The organism is Roseibium sp. (assembly GCF_965232425.1).
Taxonomy (GTDB): Bacteria; Pseudomonadota; Alphaproteobacteria; order Rhizobiales; family Stappiaceae; genus Roseibium.
Genome location: NZ_OZ246971.1, coordinates 1,344,374 through 1,358,464, shown reverse-complemented (window position 1 = coordinate 1,358,464; position 14,091 = coordinate 1,344,374). Strand labels below are relative to the sequence as shown.

Annotated in this window: 8 protein-coding genes; 1 reads left to right on the top strand and 7 read right to left on the bottom strand. The window is 61.8% G+C overall.

Features of this window, described 5'->3' with window-relative positions; genetic code table 11:
* Positions 1-136: 136 nt before the first annotated feature.
* The 7 genes from xsc to ACO08A_RS06195 all read right to left on the bottom strand — a co-directional run bounded on the left by xsc (position 137) and on the right by ACO08A_RS06195 (position 12,727).
* A complete protein-coding gene (xsc, locus tag ACO08A_RS06225; RefSeq protein ID WP_422040309.1) occupies positions 137-1,915 on the bottom strand; it encodes a sulfoacetaldehyde acetyltransferase in 1,779 nt (592 codons plus the stop codon).
* A gap of 270 nt (positions 1,916-2,185) precedes the next feature.
* Positions 2,186-4,627 carry a GcvT family protein gene (locus ACO08A_RS06220; protein ID WP_422040308.1) on the bottom strand — a complete coding sequence of 814 codons (2,442 nt, stop codon included), beginning with the start codon at positions 4,625-4,627 and terminating at the stop codon, positions 2,186-2,188.
* 39 nt (positions 4,628-4,666) lie between these two features.
* Entirely contained in the window at positions 4,667-6,217 is a 1,551-nt protein-coding gene (locus ACO08A_RS06215; protein WP_422040307.1) for a trimethylamine methyltransferase family protein, read from the bottom strand.
* 54 nt (positions 6,218-6,271) lie between these two features.
* Entirely contained in the window at positions 6,272-8,713 is a 2,442-nt protein-coding gene (locus tag ACO08A_RS06210) for a GcvT family protein (protein WP_422040306.1), read from the bottom strand.
* A gap of 25 nt (positions 8,714-8,738) precedes the next feature.
* Positions 8,739-9,293: a helix-turn-helix domain-containing protein gene (locus tag ACO08A_RS06205; protein WP_421981318.1), complete on the bottom strand. Its 555-nt coding sequence runs from the start codon at positions 9,291-9,293 to the stop codon at positions 8,739-8,741.
* 145 nt (positions 9,294-9,438) lie between these two features.
* A complete protein-coding gene (locus ACO08A_RS06200; protein WP_422040305.1) occupies positions 9,439-10,908 on the bottom strand; it encodes a PLP-dependent aminotransferase family protein in 1,470 nt (489 codons plus the stop codon).
* 439 nt (positions 10,909-11,347) lie between these two features.
* Positions 11,348-12,727 (bottom strand): aspartate aminotransferase family protein, encoded by a 1,380-nt coding sequence (locus ACO08A_RS06195; RefSeq protein WP_422040304.1) that lies wholly within the window; start codon positions 12,725-12,727, stop codon positions 11,348-11,350.
* A gap of 319 nt (positions 12,728-13,046) precedes the next feature.
* On the opposite strand from ACO08A_RS06195, the gene ACO08A_RS06190 reads away from it, so the two are divergent.
* The gene (locus ACO08A_RS06190) at positions 13,047-14,048 is read left to right on the top strand and encodes an ABC transporter substrate-binding protein (RefSeq protein ID WP_422040303.1); all 1,002 of its coding nucleotides are present in this window, start codon (positions 13,047-13,049) and stop codon (positions 14,046-14,048) included.
* The last annotated feature ends 43 nt before the right edge of the window (positions 14,049-14,091 follow it).

The following is a 14,091-nucleotide window of genomic DNA, read 5'->3' as shown; positions in this document are numbered from 1 at the left end:
GGCGGGGTCCTGGACCGATGGGCTGGTGCCGCCGCCGATCCGGCGGATCAGGCGGCGGCACCGGTTCAAACGATTTGCCGATGGTCTTCCCGGAGGGGAAATCCGTCGGAGACCGGGGGCAAACCGGAACGGGCGCTTAAACGCCTGTCTGGGGACGCATGTCGGACGCCGAGATCCCTGCGACGGCGACGGGCTTTTTCATCGCATCGCGGCGGAACGGATCGCCGAGTTCCTGGTTGATGAGAACCTCGAGCAAGGTGGTCTTGCCATGGTTCATCTGGTCGTCGATGGCCTTGTCGAGCATCTGTGTCAGCTCGTCCATCGTGCGCGCCTGAACACCCTGGAGACCGCAGGCCTTCGCGATTTCGGCGTAGCTCACCTGTTCGTCGAGTTCGGTGCCGACAAAGTTGTCGTCGTACCAGAGGGTCGAATTGCGCTTCTCGGCGCCCCACTGATAGTTGCGGAACACCACCATGGTGATCGGTGGCCATTCCTTGCGGCCGATTGCAGTCAGCTCCGTGACCGCGATGCCGAACGCACCGTCACCGGCAAACCCGACGACGGGCGTATCCGGGCAGCCGATCTTGGCGCCGACGATCGCCGGCAGGCCGTAGCCGCAGGGGCCGAACAGACCCGGCGCAAGATACTTGCGGCCGGTTTCGAAGCTTGGATAGGCATTGCCGATGGCGCAGTTGTTGCCGATGTCGGAGCTGATGATGGCTTCCTTCGGCAGGGCGGCCTGGATGGCACGCCACGCCTTGCGCGGGCTCAGCCACTCCGGCTTGGCAGCGCGCGCACGCTCGTTCCAGTTGGTGCCCGGATCGTCGTCTTCGTGGTCCATGGAGGAAAGCTGCTGTGCCCAGCGGGATTTCGTCTGGGCAATCGTGTGGGCGCGGTCGTCGCGGCCCTCGTTTCCAGCACTGCTTGACAGCCGCTCCAGAAGAGATTCCGCCACCTTCTTCGCATCGCCGACAATCCCGACGGAAACTGGTTTGGTGAGCCCGATTCGGTCGGGATTAATATCGACCTGGATGATTTTTGCGTCTTTTGGCCAGTAATCGATACCGTAGCCGGGCAGGGTCGAGAACGGATTGAGGCGCGTGCCGAGGGCAAGGACCACATCCGCCTTCGCGATCAGTTCCATGCCGGCCTTGGAGCCGTTGTAGCCGAGCGGGCCAGCGAACAACCGGTGGGAACCCGGGAAGGCATCGTTGTGCTGGTAGCCGCAGCAGACCGGTGCATCCAGCCGCTCGGCGAGATCCATGGACGCCTCGATCGCGCCGCCAATGACGACGCCGGCACCATTGAGGATCACCGGGAATTTCGCGCTGCTCAGAAGGTCCGCGGCTTCCTGGATTGCGCTCTCGCCACCTGAGGGACGCTCGAATTCAACAATTGCAGGCAGGTTGATATCAATGACCTGCGTCCAGAAATCGCGCGGCATGTTGATCTGCGCCGGCGCGCTGGCGCGCTTGGCTTGCAGGATCACGCGGTTCAGCACTTCGGCGACACGGGTCGGATCGCGCACTTCTTCCTGGTAGGCAACCATGTCCTTGAACAGGGCCATCTGTTCGACTTCCTGGAAGCCGCCCTGGCCAAGCGTCTTGTTGGCGGCCTGTGGTGTCACCAGCAGGAGCGGGGTGTGGTTCCAGTAGGCGGTCTTCACCGCAGTGACGAAATTGGTGATGCCTGGCCCGTTCTGCGCGATCATCATGCTGACCTTGCCGCTCGCGCGGGTGTAGCCGTCGGCCATCATGCCGCCGGATCCCTCGTGGGCACAGTCCCAGAATTTGATGCCGGCATCCGGAAACAGATCGGAGATCGGCATGAATGCGGAGCCGATAATGCCAAACGCGTGCTCAATTCCGTGCGCCTGAAGCACTTTGACGAATGCTTCTTCAGTCGTCATTTTCATGTCGAATACTCCCGTAAATTCAAGAAAATCCTGTCTCGCAGCTGCTGCGTTGAGACGCGATTTAACTCGACTTGTTACTGCTCGCTTAGGGCCAGTTTGTGAGACACAATAAGACCAGATTGCGCCAAGGCCACTGCCGCGCAATGCGGTTTTATTGTTAACGGATTTAAAAAATTGAGACAATAGGTCTCAAAAAATTAAATTTTGCTCGATCTATTCCTTTTCCCCGGAACGGGAGACAGGCAAAAAAGATCGGCTGCACGCCGAAATCTAGACCTTCACCCGCTCCGACTTGGGATCATAGAGCGGTTTGAGCGACGCCTCCGCCTTCACCCGTGTTCCGGCAACTTCGATTTCGTAAGCGGAGCTGAGCACCTGCTCGGCGGTCTCGCCAGGGCAGGGCACGTAGCCCAGTCCAACCGCGCCGCCGAGCGTGTGCCCGTAATTGCCGCTGCTGAGGAAGCCGACGACATCGCCGTTCCTGAGGATCGGCTCGGCGTGATAGAGCAGGGGCTCCGGTTCGCTCAGACGGAACTGGAGAAGCCGCTTGTCGAGCCCGGCCTCGCGCTTGCGCAGAACCGCATCCCGGCCGATGAAGTCCGGCTTGTCCCGCTTGACCGCGAACCCGAGCCCGGCCTCCAGCACGTGGTCCTCGCACGTGATGTCGTGACCGAAATGCCGGAACCCTTTTTCGATCCGGCAGGAGTCCATCATGTGCATGCCGCACAGTTTCGCATCGAGATCCTGTCCCGCTTCATGCAGCACCTCGAACACATGGCCCGCCATGTCGGATGAAATGTAGAGTTCCCAACCGAGTTCGCCGACATAGGTGACACGGTGGGCGCGGGCCAGCCCCATGCCGATTTCAATGTCCTGCGCCGTGCCGAACGGATTGGTCGCGTTGCTGAAATCATTGGGTGAGACCCGCTGTAGCAGTGCACGGGAGTTCGGCCCCATCACCGCCAGCACGGCTTCACCTGCCGTGACATCGGTGATCACGACCCTCCGGTCGCCGACATGGCGCCGGAGCCAGGTCTCGTCCGCCAGCCGCGTCGCGGCGGGCGTCACCATCAGGTAGGCTGTCTCCGACACGCGCGTGATGGTCACGTCGGCTTCGATACCGCCACGGTCGTTGAGTAATTGCGTGTAGACGATCTTGCCGACCGGAACGGAATAGTCACCGCCGCCGACATGGTTCAGGAAGGCCTCTGCGTCCGGCCCCTCGATGCGGACCTTGCCGAACGACGACATGTCGTAGATGCCGACATTCTCGCGAACCGCCTTGTGTTCGCGTGCCGCGTTTTCAAACCAGTTCTGGCGCTTCCAGGTGTAGCGATATTCACGTTCCTGGCCTTCATCGGCAAACCAGTTGGCGCGCTCCCAGCCGGCAAGCTCGCCGAACACCGCCCCGTTGGCCTTCAGGTGTTCGTGGAACGGCGTTCTGCGCACGCCCCGTGCCGTTGCCTTCTGGCGGTAGGGGAAGTGGTCGGCGTAGAGCAGGCCGAGCGTTTCCTTCGAGCGTTCGAACAGGTAGTGCCGGTTGCCCTGGAAGGGCTGCATCCGCGAGATGTCGACGTCGCCCAGATCGAAGGGTTTTTCGCCTGTATCCATCCATTCGGCCAGCGCCATGCCGGCGCCTCCGGCAGACTGGATACCTATGGAGTTGAACCCGGCGGCGACCCAGAAATTGTCGAGCTCTGGCGCAAGACCCAGGTGATACGCGTCATCCGGGGTGAAGCTTTCCGGGCCGTTGAAGAAGGTATGGATCCCGGTTTCGGCCAGAAGCGGCAGCCGGTTCACGGCAGCCTCGAGGATGGGTTCGAAATGATCGAAATCCTCGGGCAGTTGGTCGAACTCGAAATCATCCGGGATGCCGTTCATGCCCCAGGGCTTGGCGTTTGGCTCGAAGGCGCCGAGCAGGATCTTGCCGGCATCTTCCTTGTAGTAGGCGCACTCATCGGGCACCCGCAGCACCGGCAGCTGGGTCAGGCCGGGAACGTTTTCGGTGACGATGTAGAAGTGCTCGCAGGCATGCAGGGGCACGTTGACACCGGCCATGCGGCCGAGTTCGTGGCCCCACATTCCGGCGCAGTTGACCACGTGATCGCACTCGATCGTGCCGGCACCGTCCGCAGTCTGCCATTCGACACCTGTGACCCGCTTGCCGGATTTCACAAGTCCGGTGACCTTCACCCGTTCCATGACCCTGGCACCGCCCATGCGCGCGCCTTTGGCCAGTGCAAGGGCGATGTTGGCGGGATCGCCCTGACCGTCCAGGGGCAGGTAGACACCGGCCACCACGTCCTCGGTGTTCAGGTGCTCATAGCGTGCCTTGACCTCGTCCGGCGTGATCTCTTCGACCTCGACGCCGAAGGCGCGTGCCATGGAGGCCTGCCGGAAAATCTCTTCCCTGCGCTCTTCGGTCAGGGCCACCGTGATCGACCCGCACCGCCGGAAACCGGTGGCAACCTCTGTCTCCGCTTCCAGGTTGCCGTAGAGCTCCTGGCTGTACTTGGCCAGACGGGTCATGTTCTCCGTCGCCCGCAACTGTGCGATCAGCCCCGCGGCATGCCACGTCGTCCCGGAGGTCAGCTGCTTCCGCTCCAGCAGGACAACATCGGTCCAGCCTTTCTTGGTCAGGTGATAGGCGACGGAACATCCGACCACGCCTCCACCGATGACGACGACGCGGGCTTTTGATGGAGGTATCACTTTTTACTCTTTCCGTTTGTTTACGCGTGAATGTTGGATTCAGGGTCTGGCAAGCTCTGACAGCGGCTGTGCCGCGCGCAAGGCTGCGTCAGTTGCGTCGTCGAAGGTGTGCCCGTCCTGTGAAAGGATCTGGCGTATTTTCTCCTGCGCACTGTCGAGCAGCATTGGCCGGCCGCGTTCTTCCCATTCCTTCGGGCTCGTCCGATCGGCAAGATCGGGATAGATGTATTCGCTCTGCATGAGCTGAAGCGTCTGGTCATGCCCGAGATAGTGGCCCGGGCCTTCCAGCACGACGGACCGGATGACGTCGATATCGACGAATTCGTCCTTGACCTCGATCCCGCGCACACAGCGCAGAACCTGACCGAGCATGTCGTTGCCGAGGACCAGCGATTCCTTGCAGAAGCCCAGCAGCGAGGCGTGCATGCCGACGGCCTCGTAGACCATGTTGAGCCCGGACAGGCCTGCCATGACATTGCTGATGCCCTGTTCCCATCCGGCCTGCATGTCGGGAAGCTTGCTGTCGGCAATGCCGGCTGCAGCACCACCCGGAAGGCCGTAGAAATGATGCATCTGGGCGCAGGCGGAACTCAGAAGAGCCTGTTCGCCGCTCCCCCCGGACATGGCCCCGGTGCGCAGGTCGCTGACGAAGGGCCAGGTCCCGAACATCGCCGTGTGACCGGGCTTGATCGCGTTGACATAGACCACACCGGCAAGGCATTCGGCGACCGCCTGGACGACTGCCGTCGCAATCGGCGCGGGCGCCGTCGCCCCGGCCTGACCGGCGGACAGCAGCAGGACAGGCATGCCCGCGTGGATGCAGGCTTCCATCACTTCGCAGCTCTCTTCGGCGAAGGTGAGCGGCGGGACCACGAAACAGTTGCTGTTGGAGACGAAGGGGCGTTCGCGCCAGGCTTCTTCGCCGCCTGCCATCAGGTGAAGCAGCTCCATGGCGGGGGCCACGTTGGCAGCCTCCGTGAAGGACGTGCCGATGTGTTTCGTCGTTCCGGCGCAGGCGGCATAGACCGTGTTCACATCGAGATCCCGCGGCGACTCGAACTCGCGGCAGACAACGGGGCGCTGAAAGAAGTGAACGTTGTCCAATTGCTGCACCAGGCGCGCGATGTCGTACATGTCCTGGACATTCGGGTTGCGGTAGTCGCCCGACTTGGGATCAACGATGTGAACCGCGGCTCCGGCCGTGCCGAAATGCACATTCTTGCCGGACAGATGCAGATCGAATTTCGGATCCCGTCCCGTCAGCGTGATGTCGCGGGCGGCCTTGGCCAGCATGTCCTCGACAAGGGCGCGCGGAAAGCGGATGCGTCCGTCGTCGCCCTCGATCGCTCCGGCACCTGTCAGGATGGCTCTGCCCGAGGGCGGCGCGGATGCGAACCCGATGACCTCGAGCGCCTGAAGGGCGGCCTCGTGAATGCGCAGGACATCCGCTTCCTTGAGCACCTGGTAGAACCCGCCGGGCATGCCCGGCCTTACCGGCCGGACCGCCTCGTCCAGGGGCCGTGAACGGGCCGCTGTGCGGGCCGAACGGCCCCCGGCGCGACGGCGTTGTTTCACTTCAGCTCCGCTCATGCAATCTCCTCCCAAATCATGCCGGCAGGTTTCGCTCTGTCGTCATCGGTTCCCTCAGGCCCGAAGCCGTTCGTTTTCAGGGTCCCACAGCGGCTGATCCGCCTGCACGACCGCCTTGTGCTTCTGACCGTAGACTTCAAGTTCGAGCTCGGTTCCGGGCGCATCCAGTCCCTTGCGAACCACGCCGAGCGCAATGCAGGCGTTCACGCGGTAGCCCCAGTCGCAGGACGTGATCTCTCCGACGATTTCGCCGTCCTTCAACAGGCTGGACATGTACGGTGCATCATGGTCGCCCGCGTCCACGACCAGGGTGACGAAGCCCTTGGCGGACCCTTGCTGCTTTTCGATCATGAGCGGCTGCTTGCCCGGGAAGTCCTGCGGCTTGTCCAGCTTGACGAAACGCCCCAATCCGCTTTCGAACATGGAATAGTCGGTCGAAAGGTCACCCTTCCAGGTCCGGTAGCCTTTCTCGATGCGCAGCGCGTTGAGGGCGAACATGCCGAACGGTTTTGCACCGGCCTCCAGAATGGCCGCATAGATCGCGGGCATGTCGTCCATCGCCGCGTGTACCTCCCAGCCGAGTTCGCCGGTGAAGGAGACGCGCACCAGCATGGCGGGCTTGCCAGCGACGGTCGTCTGCTGATGGGTCAGCCAGCCGAGTGACAGATCCGCGTCCGTCAGCCCCTGGAACAGCTCGCGGGATTTCGGCCCGGCCACGATCAGCGTCGTCATCTCGTTCGTGCGGTCGGTGAGCGTCAGCCCCTCCGGCAGGTCCGCCTTCAGAAGGTCGCGATCGTGCCATTGCGCAACGGCTGCCGTGATCAGCGTAAAGTCGTCTTCACCGTGGCGGATCAGCGACATCTCGGTCAGGACGCGTCCGCGATGGTCCGGGAAATACCCCAGATTCAGGCGGCCTGCCTTGGGCAACCCACCGGCGATCTTTCCGCGCAGCCACTCGGCCGCGCCTTCGCCCGTCAGGCTGAAACGGGAGAAACCGCACAGGTCGAGGACACCGACGCCATCGCGAACGGCTTCGCACTCTTCCTTGATGCGCGGCTGCCACGGACCGGACCGCGCCCAGGTCTGTGTCGCCTCCTCGGAGGTATCGTCGCCTTCCTTGGCGAACCAGTTGGCGCGCTCCCAGCCGTTGAACGCTCCCATCTGCCCGCCGAGTTCGAGGATTTTCGCGTGGTTGGGCGACAGTTTGCGGTCGCGCCCGGCAGGCCAGCTGTGATGCGGGAAGTGCATCGCATATTCATGGCCGTAGACTTCCATGGCCTTGTCGATGCAGTACTGCTTGTCCGTGTAGTCGGTGTAGCGGCGCGGATCGACGGCCCACATGTCCCACTCGGTGCAGCCGTGCATGATCCATTCGGCCGCGACTTTCCCGGCCCCGCCGCCCTGGGCGATGCCGAAGGTGAAGGTATGCGCCTCGAAGGCATTCGGCACGCCCGGCATCGGCCCGATCATGGGCAGACCGTCCGGCGCATAGGGAATGGGCCCGTTGATGTTGCGGCTGACACCCTGGGTGCCAAGCAGCGGCACGCGCGCCATCGCGTCCTCGATGTACCATTCCAGCCGGTCCAGATCGTCGGGATAAAGCTGGAAGCTGAAGTCGTCGGGCATCGGGTCGTCGGCGCGGGTCCAGGCGGACTGGCAGTTGCGCTCGTAGGGGCCGAGGTTGAAACCGGTTGTTTCCTGGCGCAGGTAGTAGGATGTGTCCACGTCCCTGAGCAGGGGCAGTTTGCGCCCGTGCTTTTCGCTCCATGCGGCGACTTCGGGAACCGGTTCTGTCAGGAAATACTGGTGACTCATGACGGCGAGCGGCACCTTCCGGCCACCGAAGGGCAGGAACCATTCACCGACCCGTTCGGCGTAGTAGCCTGCGGCGTTGACCACGTATTCGCAGCGGATGTCGCCCTTTTCGGTATGTACGATCCACTCGCCGTTCTCGCGGCTGACGCCGGTTGCCGGGGTGAACCGCAGGATCTTGCCGCCGTGCGAGCGCGCGCCCTTGGCAAGAGCCTGGGTGACCTGAGCGGGATCGATATCCCCGTCGAGCGGGTCCCAGAGACCGCCTTCGAGATCGTGGATTTCCAGGAAAGGATAGCGCTCCTGCATCTGCTCGGGCGTGCACATTTCCATCTCGACGCCCATGTGCCGGCCCATGCCTGCCACGTATTCGAACTCCCTCATTCGTTCTTGCGTGTGCGCAAGACGGAGCGAGCCGCTGACGTGATAGTTGAGCGGATAGTCGACCTCCTCGGCCAGTCCCCGGTAAAGCTCCAGCGAATAGCGCTGGATGTTCATGATGCCGAAACTGGCGGAGAAGGTCGGGCAGTTGCCGGCCGCGTGCCAGGTGGACCCGGCGGTGAGTTCGTTCTTTTCAAGAAGAACGCAGTCGGACCAGCCGCCTTTTGCAAGATGATAGAGGGTGGACACTCCGACGACGCCACCACCGATGATGACAACACGGGCTGTAGTGGGAACTGACATTCTTCAGCTTTCCTTTTGAAAGGGTTCAGTAGACCGGCGGGGAGATCACCCAGACGGCAACTGCGGGTTCCGAGTAGGGGTTGGCCCAGCGATAGGAGGCGTTGCGGATGCGGAAACTGTCGCCGGTGGTCACGGTGAAAGCATCGTCATCCAGCCAGATGTCCAGCTTGCCCGATATCATGTAGGCAAGCTCCTGCGTCGGGCGTGAAATGCGGTTCTTCCGGCTCGAGCCGGGTTGAAAGGTGGAGTGGATCATCTCGAAATCGTCGGTGAGATCCGGAGACACCAGCGCCTCGACAAGGCCGGCATCCCGTTCTCCGATGATGCGCCGCGCAGATGATCGCACGATCCGTCCCTTCTCTGCGTCGGGGGCATCGGTGCTGCCGAAGAAGATGGAGAGCGGAACCTCGAAAATGTCTGCAATCTGGCGGAGGTCGGACAGACGCGGCGTCGAGATATCCCGCTCGATCTGGGACAGCCAGCCAACGGACCGCCCGAGCCTCTGGGCCAGGTCCTCAAGTGTCATCTTTCGGGTTGTGCGAAGGGCTCTGAGATCCTCGCCCAGGCTGCTCATTTCCATTCCGGCGATCCATCCGTGAAAATTTCAAGGATAATTTCATTCCGGATTATGAAAAAATCAACAAAATTTTCACGCGCCGATGAACTTTTTCATCCGCGGGCGATTTGGCGAGTGTTTACGGGCAGTTAGGAGCGAGAAAAGCGCCTCAGGCGGCGGCTTCGTTCATCCGCTTCGCGATGCAGGAAATGCCGTCGGGAATCCGCGCCGAAGCGATCGAGGAATAGGCCAGCCGGTAGTGCCCCTGCTGTTCTTCGCCCTGCGCGAAAAAGGCGCGGCCGGCCTCGATCAGGACACCGTCCTCGCGAAGCTGCATGGCCAGCCTGGAACTGTCGACGCCTTCCTTTGCCTTCATCCAGAAGGAAGACCCTCCGAACGTTCCCTGGCCGATCTGTGTCAGGCCGTTCTCCTGCAGGCTCTGCTCCATGATCGATCTGCGCTTCCGGTAGATGCGGCCCATGCGGGCGATCTGTGCATCATAATGGCCGAGAGACAGGAAATAGGCGGCGGTCCGCTGGATGAGGCCGGGCGGATGCCGCAGCACGAGCGACCGCAGGGCGCGCGCTTCGCGGATGAACGGCTCGGACGCGACCAGGTAGCCGAGCCGCAGGCCCGGAAAAAGGGACTTGGAGAAAGAACCGACATAAATCACCGATCCTGTCGGATCGAGCGATTTCAAGGCGGGCGAGGGCGACTTCAGGAACGAGATTTCGAACTCGTAATCATCCTCGACGATGATGAAGCCCCGGCGCGCGGCCAGATCCAGAAGCCGCTCGCGCCGCGAAACGGGCATTGTCGCATTGGTCGGGCAATGGTGGCTGGGCGTCGTGAACACGACGTCGGCGTCCTCGGGCAGGTCTTCCGGCGGCATGCCCGCAGCATCGACATCCACCGCAACGGTGTTGCAGCGCGTCTGGCTCAGGATCTGGCGGAGCCCCGGATAGCAGGGGTTTTCGATGGCGGCCGTGCGCCGCTGGGTGAGGAGAATCTGGGCCGTGATCCAGAGCGCATGCTGCGCGCCCATCGTGATCAGGATTTCCTCCGGCCGTGCCGTGATCGCGCGCCTCGGCAGGATCTGGCGCAGGATGAACTCGACCAGCATGGGATCGTCACGCTCGTAGTAGTCCGTCGCCAGCGTGTCGAAATCCTTCCGTCCGACAGCCTTGAGCGCGCAGTTCCGCCAGTTGTGGTGATCGAACAGTCTCGAATCCGACTGCCCGTAGATGAACGGGTACTTGTAGTCGCGCCAGTTGTCGGGCCGCACCAGCGGCACATGTTCGGAAAACCGTTGGCCGATCGTTTTCGACCAGTCCACCTGGGCCTTGTCCGACTGGTCCGGCAGCGAGAATTTCGGCCGGCTTGGAGCTGTCTGGGCAACGAAGTAGCCGGACCGGCCCCTGGAGACGAGATACTCGTTCGACACCAGTTCCGTGTAGGCGATCGTGACGGTGATCCTGGCAACACCCAGATGCTCGGCCAGCTTGCGCGAGGACGGCATCTTCTCGCCCGGCAGGCAGCGGCCCGACAGGATCGCTTCCACGACCAGCCGCTGGATCTGCTGTTGGAGGGACGTTTCATTGTCTGGCCGGAGAAAGAAAGTCTCTGCCGGAATCGCCATATCTGGCCCTAATTTTTGTTTTCCTTGGACTTATAGAACAGGATTCTCGGGCGGTTGGCAATTGCGGAAGCGGAGACGCGAAGGATGCGCCTTCGAAAAGGCGCCATGGCACTTGACCACCTGCAAGCGGGTCACCTCTCCCGCTGGGAGAGGTCGGCCTGAAAGGCCGGGTGAGGGATGAGAGCCGCCCATTCTTCTCAGACGTCCGCCCCTCACCCTGACCCTCTCCCGCCGGGAGAGGGAAACAGCGCGTGCGCGGCGACAGTCTGTGGACCTCCGGACATCCTCACACGAGAATGAGATGCCGTCCCGGACCTGATCCGGGACCTGCCGGGCGCTTGTCATGTGGCCCCGGCTCAAGGTCGGGGCGGCGTGGGCATTCAACGCCCGCTGCAGTCGGGCCCCCGTCATATTGATGGGGAAGCCGGGACGAGACGAGTCAGCCGAAGACGCGTGTCAGCGCACCGTCGATCGCATCGGAGATATGGTCGATGTCGCTTTCCCCGGCGATCAGTGCCGGAGACAGGCAGATGACGTTGTTGAGCCCGGGCACGGCCCGGTTGCTGATTCCGATGATGACGCCCTGTGCCATGCAGTCGGCGGCGACCGCCTGCATCTGCTTTTCGGCGACCGGTTCTTTCGTCGCGCGGTCCGCAACCAGTTCCGCACCGCAGAACAGACCCTTGCCGCGGACATCGCCGACGACCCGGTGCTTCTCCATCAGGCCGTTCAGGTTCGACATCAGCCGCTCACCCATGCGCGTGGTGTTGTCCAGCAGGCCCTCGTCTTCGATGATGCGCATGTTCTCAAGCGCCGCGGCCGGCCCGGCCGTGCATCCGCCGAAGGTGGAGATGTCGCGGAAGAAACTCATCGGATCGGACGCATCGTCCTTGAACATGTCAAAGACCTCTTCCGTGGTGACCATGCAGGCGATTGCCGCGTAGCCCGATGCGACGCCCTTGGCCATCGTCACGAAATCCGGCTTGATGCCGTAGTGCTGGTAGCCGAACCAGGTCCCGGTGCGTCCGACACCGCAGACCACTTCATCGATGTGCAGCAGGATGTCGTACTTCTTGCAGATCTCCTGGACCCGGTCCCAATAGCCTTGGGGAGGGGTGATCACGCCGCCGCCGGCCGTCACCGGCTCCAGGCAAAGCGCACCGACCGTGTCCGGGCCTTCGCGCAGGATGACCTCCTCGATGGCGTCTGCAGCGCGTTCGCCGTAATTCTCGACATCCCACTGGGCGCGATACTCGCAGCAATGCGGAACCTCAACGAAACCAGGCGTATAAGGTCCGTATTGCGCGTTCCGTTCCTGCTGTCCGCCGGCCGAGATCGCCGTGATCGACGACCCGTGATAGTCGCGCTCGCGATAGAGGATCTTGTGCTTCTTGCCGCCATAGCGCTTGTGCGCAATCTGGCGGACCATCTTGAAGGCCTTCTCGTTGGCCTCGGTGCCCGAATTGGTGAAATAGACGCGGCTCATGCCCGGCATCTTGGAAATCAGGCGCTCGGAAAACAGCGCGCCGGGAATGGAGCCCGCGGAGTTCGCGAAGTAGTTCAGCTTCACCAACTGGTCGCGAATGGCATCGGCGATGCTTTCGCGCCCGTAGCCGACATTGACCGTCCACACGCCGCCTGAAACGGCGTCGAGATGTTCCTTGCCGGTTGCGTCCCAGAGCTTCATGCCCTTGCCTTCGACCATGATCTTCGGATCGATCGTCTCCAGCGCCTTGTGCTGAAGCAGATGATGCCAGACGTGGTTGCGGTCGGCTTCAATGATTTCGCTCAGATCATTCGGTGAAGCAGCGACGTTCATGGCGATGTCCTTTCAAAGCTGCGGGTCATGGACGCGAAAAGGTTGAATTCGTTTCGGACTGCGCAAGCGTTTTTTTGTGCGCCTGCTCACAATTCAAGCAGTCCGTTGCATCAATTGTTTTCAGTCAACACGGCCCGGCGGGGACATATAGGGCCAGATAAAGATATACAATAGATCCAGATCAGTGTTTCTATTGTAACCGGGCCGTTCTGTCGTAACCATTTTCGCCATGCAGGCAAGCCGATATTCGAGGAGAGCGGCACGAGACAGGAAAATCTGCGCGTCTGTAATGTATCGAGGGAACAGTGAGAAAAAATCAATGACCTACAGATCAAAACTTCTAGGCACTTTCGCAGCTCTGGCATTCATGAGCGGATTGCCGGCAAATTCATCCGCCGAGGAACTGACCGTGGCCTACTTCCTGGAGTGGCCGATGCCGTTCCAGTATGCCAAGGAAAAGGGCCTTTACGAAAAGGAACTCGGCGTTCCGATCAACTGGGTGTCGTTTGACACCGGCACGGCCATGTCCGCCGCAATGGCGTCCGGCGACGTTCAGATCGCCGTCAGCCAGGGCGTACCGCCCTTCGTGGTCGCAGCGTCCGCCGGCCAGGACATCATCCTGACGGACATCGCGGTGAGCTACTCCGAAAACGACAACTGCGTCGTGGCCGAAGCACTCGAGATCGACAAGAACAACGCCAAGGAACTGGAAGGCAAGCAGGTCGGTGTTCCGATCGGGACAGCTGCCCACTACGGCTTCCTGTCCCAGATGAAGCATTTCGGCGTCGACATCACGACGATGGAAATCGTCGACATGGCACCCGCCGACGGTGCAGCTGCCTTCGCACAGGGCAGCCTGGACATGGTCTGCGGCTGGGGTGGTGCGCTTCGCCGCATGGTGGAACACGGCAACGTGCTTCTGACCGGCGCGGAAAAGGAAGAACTCGGCATTCTCGTGTTCGACGGCATCAGTGTCCCGGCCGATTTCGCGGCAGAAGACAGTGAAATGCTGACCAAGTTCCTCAAGGTGACCGCCGAGGCGAACGCCATGTGGAACAAGGGCGAGAACAAGGATGAAATGATCGAAGTCATCGCCAAGGACGCAGGTATGGACGTGGATGCAACTGCCGCCACGCTCGCAACCTTCACATTCCCGAATGTTGAAGAGAAGCTCAGCGACAAGTGGATGGGCGGAAACGTCCAGACCTTCATGCTCGGCGTGGCGGATGTCTTCCAGGAAGCCGGTTCGATCCCGCAGGCGCTCGACAGCTATGTCGACACCGTGGATTCCAGCTATCTGGCAGCCACCAACACCGAGTAAGATCACATCCCTGCAAGATTTGGGGCGGCCGTTTCAGGCCGCT